This window comes from Intrasporangium mesophilum (genome assembly GCF_054783095.1).
Window position 1 is genome coordinate 295,455 of sequence record NZ_BAAGRF010000009.1, and the last position, 18,365, is coordinate 313,819.

The following is an 18,365-nucleotide window of genomic DNA, read 5'->3' on the forward strand; positions in this document are numbered from 1 at the left end:
GCCGACCCCTGTCAGGTGGTGTCGTGGGCGGGGGAGTACGCGGCCACCATGCGCGCGGGCTGGCTCGTCGGGTAGATGCGGTGGGGGTCGTCGCTGCGGTAGTGCAGCGAGTCCCCGGCCTCCAGCGAGTACGTGTGCCCGGCCACCTCGACGTCGTAGGACCCCTCGAGGACGAGGGCGAACTCGTCGCCGGGATGCTCGCTGACCCAGTCGTGCCCGTCGGGCTGGCCGTCGTTGAGATGAACGACGAGCAGGCGGGCGTCGAAGGGGCTCAACGGGTACGTCCGCCCATCGTCGTCGGGCCAGGACTGGAGCGGCCGGGCACGCCGCAGCACCGGGTCGTACGCCTCTCGCCGGCCGACCACGGCGCCGAGCAGCTCAGGCAGCGAGCACTGGAGCGCAGCGGCGAGCACCGAGACGCTGTCGAGCGTCGGGTTCGCGGTGCCCGACTCGATCTGCGAGAGGAACGACTTGCTCAGCCCACTCGCGCGGGAGACCTGCTCGAGCGTCAGCCCGAGGTGCTGGCGGCGGGCCCGAGCCGCGATCGAGAGCAGCTCCGCGGTCGCCATGGGGTTGGCGACGCCCGAACGACCTGCCACACCGGTCGGATCGCTGGCAGTGGTCGGACCGCTGGCAGAGGTCGGACCGGTGGCGGAAGTCGGACCGGCGGGACCGGTCGGGCTCGGCTGGCTCGTTGACGTCATGATGGCGCGATGATAGACACGCGCCCACCGCCCGACAAGGGATGTGACGCGCGGAGTTCACTGGCAGTGAACTCGCTGGCGCCGGCGTCGTCATCGGGCGAGGCAACGCCAAGCGCCGCAGACGACGTACCCCCCTAACGGCCTACCCGGAGGCGTCCTATGACCAGCGGACCCGGTCACACGTCGGTCCTTCTGCTGCTCGACGACGCCGCGAAGCACCTGGGCCCAGAGAGCCGCCGGCTCGTCGACGTGCTGCGCTCGGGCACCGAGCGCGGCCCGCTCGGGCCCGCCGCCGTGCTGCTCGACGAGGCCATGGTCGGTCCGGCGGTCCTGGACTCGCTGCTCGAGGCCGCGGGCCTCGCCGACTACCGCGAGCTGCAGCAGCTGACCGCCGAGGAGGCCGGTCTCGCGGCACAGCCCAGGGCGCGCCTGACCTCGAGCAGCGACCGCCTCCTGGCAAAGGCGGTCACCGGTGAGTCCGGCGACGCGCGGATGACACTCGAGCGTCTCGCCGTCTCAGGGGCTCTCCAGGTGGCTGCCGGAAGGCTCGTCTCGGCCCGGCGGGTCCACCTCCTCACGGCGACCGGACCCCTCGGCTACGCAGGCCTTTTCGCTGACGACCTGCGTGCCTCCATCACCGACGTCGTCTCGCTCGACGGGTCGCCGCTGTCGGTGGCGGATGCTCTCGTCGACGTCCGCCGCGGTGACCTGCTCGTCGTGTTCGACGTGACGACACGGGGATCCTCGCCCGACGATGCTCGCCCGCTCGCCACCATCGATGCGTTCGTGGATGCGGGCTGCTCGCTGATCGTCATCGGCGACCGCTCGTCATCGCCGCTGGTGCCGCGCACCGACCTGACGCTGCTGGCCGAGACCGGGCCGAGCGAGCGCGGCACGAGCTCCCCGGTCGTCGCGATCACGGCCGTCGTCGGGGCCCTCGTGGTCACGCGCTCGAAGGCGAGCCGGCGCCGGGTCGCGGCTCGCGCCCGCGCGGCTCAGGCGCTCCGCCCCACCCGCTGACCGCACGCTGAACATCACGCTGGCTCACACCCAGCCGTATGCCGTGGGCCGAGGCCGGGCGTCGCCCTGACCACACCACCGGTCGCAGATACACAGGTCACGAATCGCACTCAACCGTTGACCGCCCTATTCGCCGATGCTAGAAACGCTCGCACCTAAACCTGTCGAATGCTCATCGACAGTTCACCACCGGTGAACCGACGAGCGGACGGCATCCCCTTCACACAGGAGACGCCAAGCATGAGCGTTGACACATCACGGGCCGCAGGGGCAGCCCGACCCTCCGGCGCCTACCTCCACGGGCTCCGGCGGCGTCGGGTCGGCGCGGCTCTCGCAACCGGCGCACTCGTCGGCGCCCTCGGCTTCGCCGCGGGGGTCCCGAGCGCGTCCGCGGCGACCGAGACCACCCTGCGGGTCGGGCTGTCGACCGAGATCTCGACCCTCAACCCGTTCCTTGCCTACTTCGACGGCGAGCTCAACACCTTCGGCGACATCTACCCGGCGCTGACCTCGCTCGACATCAACGGCAAGCCCGGGCCCTACCTCGCCGACTCGTGGACCACCTCCAGCGACAAGCTGACGTGGACCTTCAAGATCCACGGCGGTCTCACGTGGAGCGACGGACAGCCGCTCACGGCCAAGGACGTCGCGTGGACGTTCAACAAGATCATGACCGACGAGGCAGCGGCCACCGCCAACGGCTCGCTCGTCAGCAAGTTCGAGTCGGTGACGGCGCCGGACGACACGACGGTCGTCATCAAGACCAAGTCGCCCCAGGCGAACATGCTCTACGTCAGCGTCCCGATCTCCGGGATCCCGATCGTGCCGCAGCACGTCTGGGAGAAGGTCTCCTCGATCAAGGACTTCAAGAACACGACCCTGCCGATCGTCGGCTACGGGCCGTGGCAGCTGTCGGACTACAAGGCAGACCAGTACGTCCAGTTCAAGGCCAACCCCGACTTCTTCCTCGGCGCGCCCAAGTTCGACCGGCTCATCATGACCGACTACAAGAACGGCGACGCCGCGATCGCCGCCCTCAAGAAGGGCGACATCGACAACGTCGGCGGGCTGAGCGCCACGCAGTATGCCGCCCTGTCGAAGGAGAAGGGCATCACGACGTACCAGCAGACCGGGTCCAGCTGGACCGCGGTCGAGGTCAACGTCGGCGCCCAGACGCGCTCCGGCAAGGCGATCGGCACCGGCAACCCCGCGCTCAAGGACCCCCAGCTGCGCCTCGCGATCGCCACCGCGATCGACCGGGACCAGCTCGTCCAGAAGGTGCTCGAGGGCGCCGGGCTGCCGGGAGCGGCATACGTCCCGCCGGGACTGAGCCAGTTCGCGTGGGCGCCCTCGGCGGAAAAGAAGGTCTCCTTCGACGTCGCCAAGGCCAACCAGATCCTCGATGCGGCCGGCTATACCAAGGGCGCCGACGGCGTCCGGGTCGACCCCAAGACGGGCAAGGCGCTCGACCTGCGGCTCGGCATCCACTCCGACGACACGGATGACGCGCAGATCTCCAACTACCTGGTCAGCTGGCTGCAGCAGATCGGCATCAAGCTGACGCCGCAGGCGATGAGCTTCAGCCAGCTCAACGAGAACCTCGCCAAGGGTGACTGGGACCTGCTCATGGACGGTTGGGGCACTGGCCCCGACCCGAGCTACCTGCTCAGCATCCAGACGTGTGGCACGCTCCCGCTCGACGACGGCAGCGGTGGCAACACCGACGCGTTCCACTGCAACCCGGCATACGACTCGCTCTATGACCAGCAGGTCGGCGAGTTCGACGCCGCCAAGCGGACCGCGCTGATCGGGCAGATGCAGGACATCCTCTACGACGCGAACGCCGACATCATCCTCTACTACAAGAACCAGATGGGCGCCTTCCGCTCCGACCGCGTGTCCGACTACGTCGTCGGCCAGAAGAACGAGCAGGGCCTCTACCCGACGCAGACGACCTACTGGAGCCACAAGTCGGCGGCCCCTGTCAGCGCCGAGGAGGCCTCGAACACCGGGCTGTACGTCGGTCTCGGCATCGTGGTGCTCGTCCTGCTCGCCGGTGGCGCGATCGTCGTGGCTCGTCGCCGCGGGACCGCGGACGAGCGCGAATAGTCGTGTCGGACAACGCGCAGCTGCTCGATGCGCAGGAGGTCCTCCGGGACGCCGAAGAGGCGTCCCGGGGGGCCACCCCGACGCGCGGTGAGAAACGACAGGGCTCCGGCTTCTGGCGGTACCTCGGCACGAAGTCCCTGGCCGCTCTGGTCAGCTTCTTCGTGACCCTGGTGCTCGGCTTCGTCCTGTTCACCCTCATGCCGTCGGACCCGGTCGCCTCGCTCACCCGGGGCCGCCCGACGAGCGACGCACAGATGGCCGCGCTGCGCAGGCAGCTCGGCCTCGACGACCCGATGTGGGAGCGGTTCCTGCACTACGTCGGCAACATGCTGCACGGCGACCTGGGCTACTCGTGGCAGTACCAGCAGCCCGTCTCGACGCTCATCGGCGACCGCATCTGGCCCACCGTGCTGCTCATGGGGACGGCGACGGTGATCTCTGTCGTCATCGGGCTCTGGCTCGGCATCCGTGCCGGATGGCGTCACGGCAGCCTCTTCGACCGGCTCGTGTCCGGCGTGTCGATCACGCTCTGGTCGGTGCCGACCTTCTGGCTCGGCCTCATCCTGCTCGTCATCTTCAGCGTCGGCATCGGGCCGATCCCCGGGCTGTTCCCGGCCGGAGGAATGTCCGACCCGACGGTCGAGGGCGGCGTCCTCCCCCAGGTTCTCGACGTCGCGCACCACATGGTGCTTCCGGTGATGACCCTCGTGCTCGTCGTCTTCGCGCAGTACGTGACGATCATGCGGACCTCGATCGTCGACGAGCTCGGCAGTCCGTACATGCTGACTGCGCGAGCCAAGGGCCTGCGCGACGACGACGTCCGGCGCCGGCACGTCGTCCCGAACGCGCTGCTGCCCTCGGTGACCGTGATCTTCCTCCAGCTCGGCGGGATCGTCGGCGGCGCCATCACGGTCGAGACCGTCTACTCCTGGCCTGGCATCGGCTACCTGACCTTCCGGGCCCTCAAGATCCCGGACCTGCCGCTGCTCAACGGCACCTTCATCGTGCTGTCCGCCACCGTCATCGCCATGAACCTGTGCGCCGACCTCGCGTACCGGTACCTCGACCCCAGGGTGCGTGCCCAATGAGCTCCCTCACGACCGAGACGAGTGATCCCGGTCCCTCAGAGACACCCGGGACCTCTGACCCGTCCACGGCACCTGCGCCGCCGGGCCCGAGCGGCACGCCTGCTCCGGCCGGCTCGCCGTCCCAGGCCGGCGCGCCGTCCCAGACCGGCGCGCCGTCCCAGACCGGCGCGCCGTCGTCTCAGCTGACCCAGCCGGTGCGACCCCGCCGCTTCGCGGCGGCACGGCGCTTCGCGGCGGCATACCTCCGCCTCCCGACCGGCGTCGCCGGGCTGGTGCTGCTCCTGTTCTTCGTCGTCCTCGCCCTCACCGCGCCGCTGTGGATCCACCCGAGCGACCTCGACGTGACGCAGGCAACCGGGCCGCAGCTGTCTCCCCCGACCGTGGGCTACCCGCTCGGCACGGACAAGGACGGCCGCTCGATCCTCGACCTGCTCGTGTGGGGGTCACGGTCGAGCCTGTTCATCGGCATCGTCGCGACCGTGCTGACCATGGTCCTCGGCAGCCTTGTCGGGCTCGTCGCCGGTCACGTCCAGGGTTGGACCGGTCGGGCGCTCATGCACGTCACCGACTGGTTCATCGCGCTGCCGAGCCTGCCACTCGCGATCTCGCTCGCGGCCGTGCTCGGCCAGGGCACGGCTTCCATCACCATCGCGATCGCGGTGACCTCGTGGACCGGCACCGCCAGGCTCGTTCGAGCGCAGACCCTTGCGGTCGAGGCGCGGCCCTTCATCGAACGCGCACGGGTGCTCGGAGCCGGCAACGTCCAGGTCGTGTCGCGCCACGTGCTGCCCAACGTCGCCCCCCTCATCCTCGTGTCGAGCACCCTCACGGTCGCCGGCGCGATCCTCTCGGAGAGCACCCTGACCTTCCTCGGGCTCGGTGACCCGAGCCAGGTGTCGTGGGGCGCCATGCTCAACAACGCGTTCGCGCAGGGTGCCGTCACCGGCGGCGCCTGGTGGTGGCTCGTGCCGCCTGGCATCGCGATCCTGCTCATCGTGCTTGCGTTCACCCTCTGCGGGCGCGCCGTCGAGCACGTCCTCAACCCCCGGATGGTGAAGCGATGACGATGCTCGAGGTGCGCGACCTCGCGGTCACCTACCGCACCGGGTCCGAGGAGGTGCCGGCCGTTCGCGGGATCGACCTCGACCTCGACCGCGGCGAAACCCTCGGTGTCGCAGGCGAATCCGGGTCCGGCAAGTCGACGCTCGCGCTCAGCCTGCTCCGCCTGCTGCCAGCCACGACGCGGGTGACCGGCGAGATCAGGTTCGAGGGCGAGGACCTGCTCGGCGCGAGCTGGGGGCACCTGCGCGCGGTCCGGTGGTCCGGGGCCTCAGTCGTCTTCCAGGGTGCGATGAGCGCCCTCAACCCGGTCCAGACGATCGGCGAGCAGATCCGCGAGCCGATCCTGTTGCACGAGAAGGTTGCCGAGAGGGAGGCGCGTCAGCGCGCAGACGTTCTGCTCGACAGCGTCGGCGTGCCGGCACGGCGTGCGCGGGCGTATCCGCACGAGCTCTCCGGCGGGCAGCGGCAGCGTGTCATGATCGCCATGGCGCTGGCCTGCCGCCCCAACCTCGTCATCGCCGACGAGCCCACGACCGCGCTCGACGTCATGGTCCAGGCGCAGATCCTGCACCTGCTCGGGGACCTCGTGCGTGAGCAGGGCATCGGCATGATCATGATCAGCCACGACCTCTCCGTCCTCGCGGACACGTGCCAGCGCCTGGCCGTGATGTATGCCGGTCGCATCGTCGAGCTGGGCGAGTCCGCCGGGATGCTGGCTGACGCCCGACACCCTTACACCGCAGCGCTTTCCGCTGCCTTCCCCCAGATCGGGGACCCCGCCTCCCGGCGTGCGCCGCGGGGGCTGCCGGGCGACCCGCCCGACCTGCGGCTCGTCGGAGCCGGCTGCTCGTTCGCCGACCGGTGCCCGTCGGTCATGCCCGTATGCCGCGAGCACGACCCTGCGCTCACCGCGGCCGGCGCCGACCGGGAAGCCGCCTGCTTCCTGGTGCCGCATGTCGCGGAGCAGGCCGCGATGACAGGAGGACCCCGATGACCCTCGCCGACACGCCGGCCCTGGAGGTGCGCGACCTCGTCGTCACCTACCAGGCACGCCGGGGAGCGCACGCAGTCCGCGCGGTCGACCACGTCAACCTCACCGTCGCCAAAGGCGAGATTGTCGCCCTCATCGGCGAGTCTGGTTGTGGCAAGAGCACGCTCGCGCGCGCCATGGTCGGTCTCGTGCGCCCGACGTCGGGTGAGGTGCGCTATGACGGCAAGGCCCTCTCGTATGCCGCTCGCGACCTGAAGGCGTATCGCCGGCACACCCAGCTCGTCCTCCAGGACCCCGCCGGGGCGCTCAACCCGCGACACAACGTCTACGACGCCGTGGCCGAGGGGCCGAGGCTGCACGGCCTCAAGGGTGACCTCGATCTGACGGTGCGGTCGGCGCTCTCCCGGGCCGGTCTGCGTCCGCCGGAGGTCTTCGCGAGCCGTTTCCCGCACGAGCTGTCGGGTGGCCAGCAGCAGCGCGTCGTCATCGCTGGAGCACTCGCCCTCGACCCGACGGTCATCGTGGCGGACGAGCCGGTCGCCTCGCTCGATGCCTCGGTGCGTGGCGAGGTCCTGCGGCTGCTGCTCGACCTGCGCGACGACCTCGGCCTGTCGGCGCTCGTCGTCAGCCACGACCTCGGCCTCGCCTGGAACATTGCGGACCGGGTCGCGGTGATGTACCTCGGCCGCATCGTCGAGGTGGGGACCGTCGAGGAGGTCCTGCTGCGGCCCAAGCATCCGTACACGAAGGCCCTGCTGTCCGTGCTGCCGGACCCGTCCCGCGAGGGTCGCCCGACGTTGCTCCAGGGCGAGTCTCCCGACGCCGCAAAGATGCCCGCAGGATGCCGCTTCCACCCACGCTGTCCGTCCCTGTCGGCGGAGGCCGTCCGGCTCGGCGTCGACGACGAATGCCGGACCGTCGACCCGGGCATTCTCCCCACGGGAGCGGGCGTGGATGGTGAGGGCCACCTCGTGGCGTGCCACGTCGCGGCACTCCTGGCAGCCAAGGCCGTCAAGGAGAAGGCCCCGGCCTGACCCCGGCGACAACTCCTGAACCGGCGACTCCTGACCCGGCGACAACTTCTGACCCCGCGACTTCTGACCCCGCGACTTCTGACCCCGGGGCGTCCCGCCTGGCCGCTCCCGCCCCTCGCTCCTTTCTGGTCGAGTGAGCGCTGCGTCTCACCCGTCACACACCCGTCACAGACTCACACACAGACTCGCGTGGGGCCGGTGGGACGGGGCGCTCACTCGATGGTGGATCTGAGCTGGGGGACCGCGCCTCGCTCACTCGACGTTGCGCAGACCGCTTGAACCCGCCGTCGGCCCCCAGGCGAGGGGACCCCGGGTGGGTGGGCATCGGTCCGCGCCGGACGGCATACGCTGTGGCATGGCTCTGACGATCGTGCCGGTCACGCCCGCGTCGGCAGCCTCGTGGCGGGACGTCCACAACCGTGTCATCCCGGCGTCGCCGCTGTCGCTGGACGAGGTGCATGAGCGGCTCACGCGCAACGAGCTGACCCTGGCCTACCTGGACGGCGAGCTCGTCGGCAACGCCACGGTCCGACCACCTATGCCGGACCAGGCCGGCGTCGCGACCGTCATCGTGCGTGTGCTTCCACCCTTTCGCCGCAAGGGACTTGGCACCGAGTACCTCGGCGTCGTGATGAGCCGCGCCCGTGAGCTGGGAGCGACCACGGTGGAGACCGTGGTCCTCGCGGCCAACGCTGACGGCCTGAGGTTCGCGGTGCGGCACGGGTTCGTCGAGGTCGAGCGGTACATCGTCGACGAGGGTGCCGAGTACGTCGACCTGACGCGAAGCGCCTGATCATGCCATCGATCAGGATTCAAGAAGCGGCCCGGCGACGAGCGGCCCAAGAATGGTGTCATCGCCGGAACGACGAAGGAGACTGACAACCATGGCCACCACGCGCAAGTCCGCACAGACCAGCACCACCGCCGAGCAGCCGGAGCAGGGCTTCACGGCCGAGGAGCGCGCTGCGATGAAGGAGCGCGCCAAGGAGGTGCGGACGGCCAAGAAGCGCGGCGCCCCGGCGGCGGCGGGCGACGAGCTCGCCGCAGTGCTCGAGAAGTTCGCCGAGATGAACGACTCGGACCGGGAGATGGCAGAGCGGGTCCATGCCGTCATCACCGCGAGCGCGCCCGAGCTGACGCCGCGGCTGTGGTACGGGATGCCGGGCTACGCCAAGGACGGCAAGCTGGTGTGCTTCTTCCAGCCGGCGCAGAAGTTCAAGGCGAGGTACTCCACGCTGGGCTTCAACGACCCTGCGCAGCTGGACGACGGCGACATGTGGCCGACGTCCTACGCGCTGATGGCGCTGACCCCCGCAGTGGAGAAGCAGATCGGCGCCCTGGTCAAGAAGGCCGCGGGCTGACCAGCCGTCCACAGCCGGTCGCGACTGATCGAGGTGGGGGGACTGTCAGGCGCTGATGCGTGACTCGTCGGCGGAGGGCTCCGTCGGTTCGCGACGTGATGGGGGGACGGTGCGAGGCGTGCGCGCTGTCGCGCGGGTCAGGACGGTGCGATCGCGCTCGCTCATGCCGCCCCAGACGCCGTACCGCTGACGGGTCGCGACGGCATACTCGAGGCACTCGCTGACGACGGGGCACCCGTCGCAGAGGCGGGCGGCCTCGCGGCGGTCGCGAAGCCGGGACTGCCCTCCCCGGCTGCGGTCGGAGAACCACTCCTCGGGGTCTCGCTCCGGCTGGGCGCACAGGCCCCTGTCGTTGAGGAGGGTGACCCTCGCGCTGGAGGTGATGGCGTGGAAGCGGGTCCGCACGGCACCGATGACCTGACGCGCGAGCGGGGTCACGGATGCGGCGAGGTCGAGGGTCACCGGCACCTCGTGCGTCGTTCGCTCCGTGGGCAGTTCGCTGCTGATGGCGGGTGGCCTCGTGGAGGGCTCTTCGGACGGACTGACCACGCGCTCGCACCTTTCTGTGTCGATAGCCTCGGGTCCACCACCTGGCGCCTGACGACGGCGGCCCGACTGCGGGACGGTCGACGCCCCTGCTGATAGACGCACGACGTGCGCGTCTATGACTGTCGAGGGCTGTTCGTTCTGCGGCGGGGTCGGGCACGCCGCGTCCCGACCCCGCCGTGGCCCGCCCTGGACGGCGAATGCAGTCCTGGCCGGGCCGGTCGCGTGGCCCGAAGGTGCCTCGCCGTGAGGGCGACGTCTTCGGGCCACGCGGGGAGGCGAGAACGACAGAGCCCCTCAGCATGCCGTCCTCGATCGTGAGACGTGACTGGTGGACGAGGGTGACGCGGATTGTCCACATAGTGGACACGCTGGTCCAGGCCACGGCGTAGTCCCACCTGAGCCTGCCTGCCAACACACCCGGAAACCGTCAGCTCTGCACAGTTGTAACCATGCCTCGTTCACGGTTTCCGGGTGTGTTGCGGAACTGGGCGCGGATGGGCGCCAGTGGACAGGCTGGGAGGCCAGGCGGGAGCCCCGGCGCCAGCCGGGGGCGGACAGTCGCGCTGACCGCCCCCGGCCCGGCAACGGCTGACTAGGGAGAGGCCTGCCGCCGTACCGTGCGTTTCCCCTGACGAGGACGCCCCAATCGGGGGGTCGGCGCCCTCGGGAAAACGCGGGGGACCGGTGGGATCCGGGAGAGGGTGACCCACCGTTGTCCTGGATGACGCGGATCCTGGCGCACCATGACGCCGGCTGTCCGCATGTTGGGACGCCGGTCTGCAGGAGCCCTGCAGGAGCCCTGCAGGAGCCCTGCAGGAGCCCTGCAGGAGCCCTGCAGGAGCCCTACAGGAGCACGACGACGCGACCGTCGGGCGACCCCGCGACCGCCTGCGCCCAGCCTGTCGTGACCTCCGAGAGGGGGACGGCCTGGAACCTCGCGGTGAGGCGTCCGGCCGCGGCGTGCTCGAGCACCGTCCTCATCACCTCAGCGCGCCGGTCCGGAGTGAGGTCGTTGTTGGTGTATCCGAGGACGGACGCCGAGCGGCTGCGCAGGGTCGCCGAGTCGACGGACAGGGACGGTCCAGCGCTGCTGCCGAGGTTGACGAGCCGGCCGCCGGTGGCAAGCAGGCTGAGAGCGGCGGTCCCTGGCACTCCCGCCAGCGGGTCGATGACCACGTCCACCGGCCCGTCGCAGGCCTCGCGCAGCAGCGCGGCCACGGTCGTCTGGTCGGCATCGGGCGGAAGGGGCGCGACGGCGTCGGCGCCACTGGCCGCGGCTCGCGCCCGGCCGGCCTCGGAGCGGGCCGCGGCCACGACCCGTCGGGCGCCGAGCAGGCGGCCGGACTGGATCGCGGCCAGGCCGACGGCACCGCCGGCGCCGAGCACGAGCACCTGCTCACCGGGTCTCATCCGCGCCCGGCCCTCGAGCATCTCCCAGGCGGCGACGGCCGATAGTCCCAAGGCCGCCGCGACGGCGTCGTCGACGCCATCGGGCAGCTCGACGGCGTTCGCGGGGTCGACCGTGCACAGCTCGGACAGGCTGCCGTCACCGGGCGCCATGCCCGCGGTCGTCGCGAACCACATATGCCGCCCGACCAGCTCCGGCGGACCGGAGCGGACGACGCCGACGCCCTGCACGCCTGGGACGTAAGGCAGCTCGGGAGGGCCGAAGTACGACGTGCCGGTGGCACAGAGCAGGTCCAGGGGCGTGATCGGCACAGCCGTCGTTGCCACGAGCAGCTGGCCCTCGCCACCTGCGGGCTCTGCGCGGTCGGCAAGCGAGGGCGCCTGCCCGTGCACGGTGATGGTCGCGGCTCGCATGGCTCAGGTCGCGATGTCGGGGTAGGGGAGGTTGAAGTGGGCGAGGCTGACGGCATACTGCTTCTGGAAGCCCAGCGGCTGGTCATGGTCGCGTTCGAACATGGCGATGAACAGCGTCAGCGTGAGGAACGGGTGGGCACCCAGCCGGAACAGCTCGACGTAGTCGTGCGCCCGCAGCGCCTGCCGCTCCTCATCCGTGAACTCGAGCCACGTGCTCGACTCGCCCGTCGTGCAGCTGAGGATGCGATTGGCCCAGGTCGCCTCCCACCACTCGACGAGCCCGCCCGGGTCGTCGCGGTAGCGCTCGACGAGCTCCGGGTCGCGGTCGACGGTGAACAGGAACTTGTCGAGCAGGTACTTGCTCATGCCGGTGCTCCGTTCGGGTACCAGGTGAAGTACGCCTCCATGGTGTGGAAGAGGTCGAGCGTGTCCACGTGGTCGGCCTTCGCGTTCTCGCCGGCCACCCCCATCATGAGCATGAAGTCCATGAAGCCGTGGGTGGCATTGCCCGGCGAGTGCAGGCTGTCGAGGGTCACCTCGGAGAGGCAGCCCTCGAGGTCCCCGGTCGCGATCCACTCCACGGCCTTGCGGTCGAACTCCGGGTCGGGACCGTGGTCGCCGAACTGCCGCGGCCCGCCGAGCTCGAGCGACAGGTGGCCGGTGCCGATGATCGCCACCCGCTGGTCGCTCGGCCACGCCTCGACGAGCTCGCGGATGGTACGGCCCAGCTCGACGAACCGCTTCGGCTGCGGCAGCGGAGGCGCGAAGATGTTCGTGTAGATCGGCACGATCGGCAGGTCGCCGTCCGGCCGGAGCGTGATGATCGGGCACGTGATCGAGTGGTCGATCCGCAGCTCGTTGCTGAAGGCGAGGTCGAAGCCGGCGTCGAGCCCGTTGCGCAGGATGTGTGCAGACAGGTCCTCCTGGCCGGCGAGCGTCATTCTCGGCAGGCCGAACTCGCGCTCCTCGTTGTACCAGTTGGCGTCGTAGTGGGGTGCCTTGCCGACGAGGAACTGCGGCATGTTGTCGAGCCACAGCTGGTGGAAGTGGTCGCTGCCGACCATGACGAGCACGTCGGGCTCGGCTCTGGTCAGCGTCTCGCGGAAGGTCTCGATCTTGCTGACCCACTCGTCCGCGAAGGGGGGCCGCTCCGCGCCCGTCGACGTGCTGGCGCGGTAGTAGAACGGGTGGTGCGTTGAGGCGATGACAGCGGCCACCGTGGCCATGCGACTCTCCTTCGTGACTCGGCTCAGTCGTCCGGTGCGACGTACTCGGCCGCACGGTCGACCATGAGGTAGGCGTCCATCCCGATCGGGCGCCGGCGCTCCTCGGCGAGATGCCCGAGGAGGCCCGCGGTGCGCGCCAGTAGGGCGAAGCCGCGCAGGATGCCGACCGGGAACCCGAGGTCGGCCAGGGCCGCCCCGCACACCCCGGCGCCGTTGAGTGGCAGCTTCCTGCCGAGGACCTGGTCGTGCACGCGCCCGACCGCCTCGAAGAGCCTCAGGTGTGGGCCGAGCAGCCCCTCCTGCTCGGCGATGCCGATGAGCACCGGGGTGCGGGGGTCGCCGTCCTTGTGAACGGGGTGGCCCAGCCCGGGGACGAACTTGCCTGCGGCACGGGCGGATCGGACCGCTTCGAGAGCCAGCGCGTCCCACTCGCCGTCCGTCTCGGGCAGGTGGTCCGTATGCCGCTCGACGACCTCGTGCAGGAACGCGCCGCAGTCCTCGGTGACGCCGAGGAAGCGTGAGCCGCCGCCGAGAAGGCCGGCGGCGAGTGCGCCCTGGAGCGAGTCAGGTGCAGAGAGGTACGTGAGCCGCGCGGCGATGGCGGTGGGCGTGAAGCCGTGGTCGGCCAGCGCGACCAGGACCGCCTCGAACAGCCGGGTCTCTGACGGTGTGGGCCGGCGCAGGGCGACGAGCCAGAAGGCGAGCTCGCCGAAGCCGACCTGTCCCATCAGCTCGTTGGGCAGGTCCTTGCCGAGCAGGCGGATCTCGGTCGCGGTCGACGTCCCGAGGGACGTCGGGAAGGTCGTCACGGGTGCTCCTCCTCATCGGGTGGTGTGACCGGGCGGGACAGCCACGCCCGTATGCCGTCACCGTGCTCGTCGAGAGAGGGTGGCGCAAGGCGGTAGCTGGCCGGCGTCGCCGAGAAGCGAATCGGGTTGCGCACCGACGGAACTGCGGCATCTCCGTCGCCGGCGGTCACGACAGGCTCGAGCCCCACGTCCTCGGCGAACTGCACGCCTTGCTGGACCGTGTTGATCGGGCCGCACGGGACGCCCTTGGCCGTGATGTCGGCGAACCACTCCATGGCGGTCCGGGTGCGCAGCCGCTCGACGAGCAGGGGCCGGAGCTGGTCGCGGTTGGCGGTGCGGTCCTCGTTGCCGGCGAAGCGGGGGTCGTCAGCGAGGTGGGGCGCCCCGAGGACCTCGACGAGGCGGCGGAACTGGCCGTTGTTGCCGGCCGTGATGATGAGGTCGCCGTCGGCGCAGGGGAGTGGCTCGTAGGGAAAGAGGCTGGGGTGGCTGTTGCCCATCCGGTGCGGCACGACACCTCCGGCGACGAACGCACTGGACTGGTTGACCAGGCCCGAGAGCGCGGACGACAGCAGGTTGACCTCGACGTGCTGGCCCGCGCCCGTGGAGCTGCGGGTGTTCAGCGCCGCGAGCACCCCGATCGTCGCGTGCAGCCCCGCCATGACGTCGAAGACGGAGATCCCGGCGCGATACGGCGGGCCGCCGGGGTCACCGGTGAGGCTCATCAGCCCGGAGATCGCCTGCACCATCAGGTCGTAGCCGGGCAGCTCGCGTCCGCGGGGGCCGCTCCCGAACCCGCTGATCGATGCGTAGACGATGCGCGGGTTGCCTTCCGCGACCGTCTCGTAGTCGAGCCCGAAGCGGGCCAGCCCGCCGGGTTTGAAGTTCTCGACGAGGATGTCGGCCCGCCGGGCGAGCTCCTGGGCCGCGGCCAGGTCGCCTGCGTCCTTGAGGTCCAGGGCGACGGAGCGCTTGTTGCGGTTCACACCGAGGTAGTAGGTGGAGATCCCGTCGCGGACGGGCGGGCTCCACGTGCGGGTGTCGTCCCCTCCCGGGGCCTCGACCTTGATGACGTCGGCACCGAGGTCCGCCATCAGCATCGTCGCGTAGGGACCGGCCAGGATCCGGGAGAAGTCGGCGACGAGCAGCCCGTCGAGAGGGCCGGGTCGCGCGGGCGCCGGATCCATCTGAGAGCCGCCTTGGTGGGAGTAGTGACGTTGTGCGGACGCTGGTCCGCATACGTCCGAGGCTCTCCCAACGCTCGTCTGGCTGTCAAGCAATCCAGTTGGACAAGAAGCGAACTGCGCCACAAGCCGGATTCGCCGGGTCGTCCGACTTGCACCCTTGACAGGTCGCCCTGGGTGCGGGGACTCTCAGGGAGAGCCGTCAAGCGGACACTCGTCCGCAATCGTGATCGGAGTGGCAATGGCGCACGAAGAAGTGGCCGACGGTCGGCCTGTGGTGCTGCGCGGAGGCATCGTCCTGACCATGGACGACCAGGGCACGGTCCTCGACGGAGGCGACGTCCTCGTCGTCGGCGACTCCATCGCTGCCGTCGGTCAGTCCCTCGAGGCCCCGGAGGGCGCCCTCGAGGTCGACGCCCGTGGCGGCATCGTCATGCCGGGGATGATCGACACGCACCGGCACATGTGGCAGACCGCGATGCGCGCCTACGGCGCGGACTGGACCCTGACCCAGTACTTCGTCTGGTACTACCTCGAGCACGGCAAGCAGTTCCGGCCGGAGGACATCCACACCGGCAACCTGCTGTCCGCCTGGGAGTCCCTGGAGGCCGGTGTGACCACGACCGTCGACTGGTCGCACGGCCTCCAGTCGGTCGACCATGCCGAGGCGGCGGTCGACGCACTTGCAGCCGTTCCGGGCCGGTTCGTCCTGGCCTACGGCAACATCCAGGCCGGACCCTGGGAGTGGACGGCCGACCCGGCGGTCAAGGCGTTCTTCGAGCGCCGCCGCGGGGACCTCTACGGCTGGCAGCTCGCCTTCGACGTCACCGGCGACCCGTCCTTCCCGGAGAGGGCCGCATTCGAGATGGCGCGAGAGCTGGGCCTGCCCGTGACGACGCACGCCGGGGTCTGGGGCGCGACCAACGACGACGGCATCCGTCTCATGCACGAGAACGGCTTCATGAACGAGTCGAACGTCTTCGTCCACGCCGCGACGTTGACGACCGACTCCTACCAGCGGATCGCCGCGACCGGTGGCTCGGTGTCGGTCTCGACGGAGTCGGAGCAGAGCGCCGGCCAGGGGTACCCGCCCACCTGGCAGGTGCGCCGACACGGCATACCCGTGTCCTTGTCGATGGACACCAGCGTCTGGTGGAGCGGCGACCTCTTCTCCGCGATGCGCACCACGCTCGGGGCCGACCGGGCGCGCGAGCACCTCGAGGCGCATGCGGCCGGCGACACCGTCACGCACCACGCCCTGCGCGCCGAGAACGTCGTGACCTGGGCGACGCGCGGCGGCGCGCACGCCCTCGGGACCGACGAGATCGGCCGCCTCAGGCCCGGGGCCAAGGCAGACGTCGTGCTGCTCCGGAACGACCGCTCGCCGGTGTCCTTCCCGCTCGTCAACCCCTATGGCCACGTCGCCTTCCAGGCCCAGCGCGGCGACGTGCACACCGTCCTCGTGGGCGGCAAGGTCGTCAAGCACGAGGGTGAGCTCGTCGGGGTCGACCTGGCCGACCTGCGCCGCCGTGCCGAGGCCACCATCGAGCACCTGCGAGCCGAGATGGGCGACGAGGCATGGCAGGGCGGGATGAACCCCGACCTGCCGGGCGGCGACGACAAGGTCCTCGACAACCCCTACCAGTACACGGACTTCCGCAGCGAGGCCACGCGAGGAGCCCGGGGCAGCATCTTCGGCGAGCCGGGCAGCGCCGGTTCGGACGGCTGAGCTGCCTCCATCCGAGAGGCGCCCGTGCTGAGGTCGCGTCCGGGCCGGCCGCGCGCATAGGGTTCGACGCGCGCAGGGTTCGACCCGGACGAGGCAGCAGCGAAAGGAGGCGCCGTGGCAGGCAGAGGCCGCGCACCCGACTTCGTCGAGGCTCTCGCCCGGGGGCTCGACGTCCTCGCCTGCTTCGACGCCGCCAGTCCGCGCCGCAGCCTGAGCGACGTCGCGCAGGCCACCGACCTCGCGCGCCCGACCGCCCGCCGGCTCCTGCTCACCCTCGAGGAGCTCGGCTATGTCCGGTCGCGCGACGGCCTGTTCGAGCTGACCCCGAAGGTGATGACGCTGGGCCTCGCACACGTCGCAGCGCTCGGCCTGTGGGACGTGGCCCGGCCGCACCTCGAGGGGCTGGTCGGCCGGACGGGCGAGTCCTCGTCGATGTCACAGCTCGAGGGCTCCGACATCGTCTACGTCGCTCGAGTGTCGGTGCCCAAGATCATCGCCCTGCGCGTCGAGGTCGGCACCCGCTTCCCCGCGCCGCCCACGTCGCAGGGCAAGGTCCTGCTCGCAGCGCTCTCGCCGGAGGCCCTCGAGCAGGCGCTGGCCACGCCGAGCGGGTCGCGCGTGCAGCCGAGGGTGACCCGCACCCGGGCCGAGCTCGCCGACGAGCTGACGGCCGTGCGCGCCCGGGGCTGGGCGCTCGCGGACGAGGAGCTCGCGCCGGGAGTTCGCTCGGTCGCCGTGCCCGTGCGTGACGGCTCGGGGACCGTCCGCGCCGCGATGAACGTCACCGTGCACGCCGCGGAGACGTCGACGTCCCGCCTGCTGGAGGAGTACCTTCCGCTCCTGCAGCGCGCCGCCGGCGAGGTCAGCGCCGACTGGGCCCTCTGGGAGCGGCTACCCCACGTCGAGGTGCCGTACGCCTCGACAGCCTCGACAGCCTCGACAGCTTCGACAGTGCGCCCGGCCGACGGGCGCGTCTGAGCGCGCCCGCCGCGGTTGCGGACGCGTCGGCCGGGGAGGACGTTGGTGGGGATGCGACCCGGAAGGAGCGACCCATGCCCACCTACGACGTCGGCTACTTCGTCGGCAGCCTGTCCTCGACCTCGATCAACCGCGTCCTGTCCAAGGCCCTCATCCGTCTGGCGCCCGACGACCTGAGCTTCACCGAGATCCCGATCGGGAACCTCCCGCTGTACAGCCCGGACTTCGACAGCGACTACCCGCCCGAGGCCCTCGCCCTCAAGGAGGCGATCGGCGGCGCTGACGCGGTCCTCTTCGTCAGCCCGGAGTACAACCGGTCGATCCCCGGTGCGCTGAAGAACGCGATCGACTGGGCATCACGGCCCTGGGGACAGAACTCCTTCGACCACATCCCGGCGGCGGTCATCGGGGCCTCGATCGGACAGATCGGGACTGCCTTGGGGCAGCAGAGCCTTCGCGCGGTCCTCAGCTTCTGCAATGCACGCCAGATGACGGCACCGGAGGCGTACGTCCAGTACTCGCCCGAGGTCTTCGCTCCGGACGGGGAGGTGTTCAACGATGCGACGCGCGACTTCCTTCGGGGCTACATGGCCGAGTTCCGGGAGCACATCGTGCGCGTGCTGACGGTGCTGCCCCGCGAGTGACCCCGCGGGCGGCACCGCGGGCGACCCCGTGGGCGACCCCGTGGGCGAGCCCGCGA

General features: G+C 70.6%; 18 protein-coding genes. 11 read left to right on the top strand and 7 right to left on the bottom strand.

All coding sequences use genetic code 11. From position 1 onward, the window contains the following. Positions 1 to 11: 11 nt before the first annotated feature. Entirely contained in the window at positions 12 to 599 is a 588-nt protein-coding gene (locus ACYVLP_RS08810; RefSeq protein ID WP_460626966.1) for a helix-turn-helix domain-containing protein, read from the bottom strand. 264 nt (positions 600 to 863) lie between these two features. On the opposite strand from ACYVLP_RS08810, the gene ACYVLP_RS08815 reads away from it, so the two are divergent. The 8 genes from ACYVLP_RS08815 (at position 864) to ACYVLP_RS08850 (ending at position 9,369) form a co-directional block, all read left to right on the top strand. Then, positions 864 to 1,724, top strand: a complete 861-nt coding sequence (locus tag ACYVLP_RS08815; RefSeq protein WP_460626967.1) for a MurR/RpiR family transcriptional regulator — start codon at positions 864 to 866, stop codon at positions 1,722 to 1,724. Between the two features lie 240 nt (positions 1,725 to 1,964). Further along, positions 1,965 to 3,833, top strand: coding sequence for an ABC transporter substrate-binding protein (locus tag ACYVLP_RS08820; protein WP_460626968.1), 1,869 nt, complete (start codon positions 1,965 to 1,967; stop codon positions 3,831 to 3,833). A gap of 2 nt (positions 3,834 to 3,835) precedes the next feature. After that, complete coding sequence (locus tag ACYVLP_RS08825) at positions 3,836 to 4,921, top strand: ABC transporter permease (RefSeq protein WP_460626969.1); 1,086 nt, start codon at positions 3,836 to 3,838, stop codon at positions 4,919 to 4,921. Then, on the top strand, positions 4,918 to 5,985 hold the full coding sequence (locus ACYVLP_RS08830) for an ABC transporter permease (protein ID WP_460626970.1): 1,068 nt from the start codon (positions 4,918 to 4,920) through the stop codon (positions 5,983 to 5,985). Before ACYVLP_RS08825 ends, ACYVLP_RS08830 begins: the two co-directional genes overlap by 4 nt. Continuing rightward, complete coding sequence (locus ACYVLP_RS08835; protein ID WP_460626971.1) at positions 5,982 to 6,977, top strand: ABC transporter ATP-binding protein; 996 nt, start codon at positions 5,982 to 5,984, stop codon at positions 6,975 to 6,977. Before ACYVLP_RS08830 ends, ACYVLP_RS08835 begins: the two co-directional genes overlap by 4 nt. Further along, entirely contained in the window at positions 6,974 to 8,008 is a 1,035-nt protein-coding gene (locus ACYVLP_RS08840; protein WP_460626972.1) for an ABC transporter ATP-binding protein, read from the top strand. Before ACYVLP_RS08835 ends, ACYVLP_RS08840 begins: the two co-directional genes overlap by 4 nt. 355 nt (positions 8,009 to 8,363) lie before the next feature. Beyond that, positions 8,364 to 8,801, top strand: coding sequence for a GNAT family N-acetyltransferase (locus ACYVLP_RS08845; RefSeq protein ID WP_460626973.1), 438 nt, complete (start codon positions 8,364 to 8,366; stop codon positions 8,799 to 8,801). Positions 8,802 to 8,892: 91 nt separating this feature from the next. After that, positions 8,893 to 9,369, top strand: coding sequence for an iron chaperone (locus ACYVLP_RS08850; RefSeq protein ID WP_460626974.1), 477 nt, complete (start codon positions 8,893 to 8,895; stop codon positions 9,367 to 9,369). 45 nt (positions 9,370 to 9,414) lie between these two features. On the opposite strand, the gene ACYVLP_RS08855 is transcribed toward ACYVLP_RS08850, so the two are convergent. The 6 genes from ACYVLP_RS08855 to ACYVLP_RS08880 form a co-directional block, all read right to left on the bottom strand. Beyond that, positions 9,415 to 9,918, bottom strand: coding sequence for a WhiB family transcriptional regulator (locus ACYVLP_RS08855; RefSeq protein WP_460626975.1), 504 nt, complete (start codon positions 9,916 to 9,918; stop codon positions 9,415 to 9,417). 843 nt (positions 9,919 to 10,761) lie between these two features. Then, entirely contained in the window at positions 10,762 to 11,739 is a 978-nt protein-coding gene (locus ACYVLP_RS08860; RefSeq protein WP_460626976.1) for a zinc-binding dehydrogenase, read from the bottom strand. Positions 11,740 to 11,742: 3 nt separating this feature from the next. Next, entirely contained in the window at positions 11,743 to 12,105 is a 363-nt protein-coding gene (locus ACYVLP_RS08865; RefSeq protein WP_460626977.1) for a hypothetical protein, read from the bottom strand. Further along, the gene (locus tag ACYVLP_RS08870; protein ID WP_460626978.1) at positions 12,102 to 12,965 is read right to left on the bottom strand and encodes a DODA-type extradiol aromatic ring-opening family dioxygenase; all 864 of its coding nucleotides are present in this window, start codon (positions 12,963 to 12,965) and stop codon (positions 12,102 to 12,104) included. Before ACYVLP_RS08870 ends, ACYVLP_RS08865 begins: the two co-directional genes overlap by 4 nt. Before the next feature lie 23 nt (positions 12,966 to 12,988). Next, complete coding sequence (locus tag ACYVLP_RS08875) at positions 12,989 to 13,774, bottom strand: citryl-CoA lyase (RefSeq protein ID WP_460626979.1); 786 nt, start codon at positions 13,772 to 13,774, stop codon at positions 12,989 to 12,991. Next, positions 13,771 to 14,961, bottom strand: coding sequence for a CaiB/BaiF CoA transferase family protein (locus ACYVLP_RS08880; protein ID WP_460626980.1), 1,191 nt, complete (start codon positions 14,959 to 14,961; stop codon positions 13,771 to 13,773). Before ACYVLP_RS08880 ends, ACYVLP_RS08875 begins: the two co-directional genes overlap by 4 nt. A gap of 238 nt (positions 14,962 to 15,199) precedes the next feature. Between ACYVLP_RS08880 and ACYVLP_RS08885 the strand changes: the two genes are divergently transcribed. The 3 genes from ACYVLP_RS08885 to ACYVLP_RS08895 all read left to right on the top strand — a co-directional run bounded on the left by ACYVLP_RS08885 (position 15,200) and on the right by ACYVLP_RS08895 (position 18,309). Then, complete coding sequence (locus ACYVLP_RS08885) at positions 15,200 to 16,687, top strand: amidohydrolase family protein (RefSeq protein WP_460626981.1); 1,488 nt, start codon at positions 15,200 to 15,202, stop codon at positions 16,685 to 16,687. 114 nt (positions 16,688 to 16,801) lie between these two features. Then, entirely contained in the window at positions 16,802 to 17,665 is an 864-nt protein-coding gene (locus ACYVLP_RS08890; protein ID WP_460626982.1) for an IclR family transcriptional regulator domain-containing protein, read from the top strand. 74 nt (positions 17,666 to 17,739) lie between these two features. Further along, a complete protein-coding gene (locus ACYVLP_RS08895) occupies positions 17,740 to 18,309 on the top strand; it encodes an NADPH-dependent FMN reductase (RefSeq protein ID WP_460626983.1) in 570 nt (189 codons plus the stop codon). The last annotated feature ends 56 nt before the right edge of the window (positions 18,310 to 18,365 follow it).

Coding starts and splice junctions, on each gene's coding strand:
- ACYVLP_RS08815 (WP_460626967.1), top strand. CDS start 864: ATGACCAGCGGACCCGGTCACACGTCGGTCCTTCTGCTGCTCGACGAC.
- ACYVLP_RS08820 (WP_460626968.1), top strand. CDS start 1,965: ATGAGCGTTGACACATCACGGGCCGCAGGGGCAGCCCGACCCTCCGGC.
- ACYVLP_RS08830 (WP_460626970.1), top strand. CDS start 4,918: ATGAGCTCCCTCACGACCGAGACGAGTGATCCCGGTCCCTCAGAGACA.
- ACYVLP_RS08835 (WP_460626971.1), top strand. CDS start 5,982: ATGACGATGCTCGAGGTGCGCGACCTCGCGGTCACCTACCGCACCGGG.
- ACYVLP_RS08840 (WP_460626972.1), top strand. CDS start 6,974: ATGACCCTCGCCGACACGCCGGCCCTGGAGGTGCGCGACCTCGTCGTC.
- ACYVLP_RS08845 (WP_460626973.1), top strand. CDS start 8,364: ATGGCTCTGACGATCGTGCCGGTCACGCCCGCGTCGGCAGCCTCGTGG.
- ACYVLP_RS08850 (WP_460626974.1), top strand. CDS start 8,893: ATGGCCACCACGCGCAAGTCCGCACAGACCAGCACCACCGCCGAGCAG.
- ACYVLP_RS08860 (WP_460626976.1), bottom strand. CDS start 11,739: ATGCGAGCCGCGACCATCACCGTGCACGGGCAGGCGCCCTCGCTTGCC.
- ACYVLP_RS08865 (WP_460626977.1), bottom strand. CDS start 12,105: ATGAGCAAGTACCTGCTCGACAAGTTCCTGTTCACCGTCGACCGCGAC.
- ACYVLP_RS08870 (WP_460626978.1), bottom strand. CDS start 12,965: ATGGCCACGGTGGCCGCTGTCATCGCCTCAACGCACCACCCGTTCTAC.
- ACYVLP_RS08880 (WP_460626980.1), bottom strand. CDS start 14,961: ATGGATCCGGCGCCCGCGCGACCCGGCCCTCTCGACGGGCTGCTCGTC.
- ACYVLP_RS08885 (WP_460626981.1), top strand. CDS start 15,200: ATGGCGCACGAAGAAGTGGCCGACGGTCGGCCTGTGGTGCTGCGCGGA.
- ACYVLP_RS08895 (WP_460626983.1), top strand. CDS start 17,740: ATGCCCACCTACGACGTCGGCTACTTCGTCGGCAGCCTGTCCTCGACC.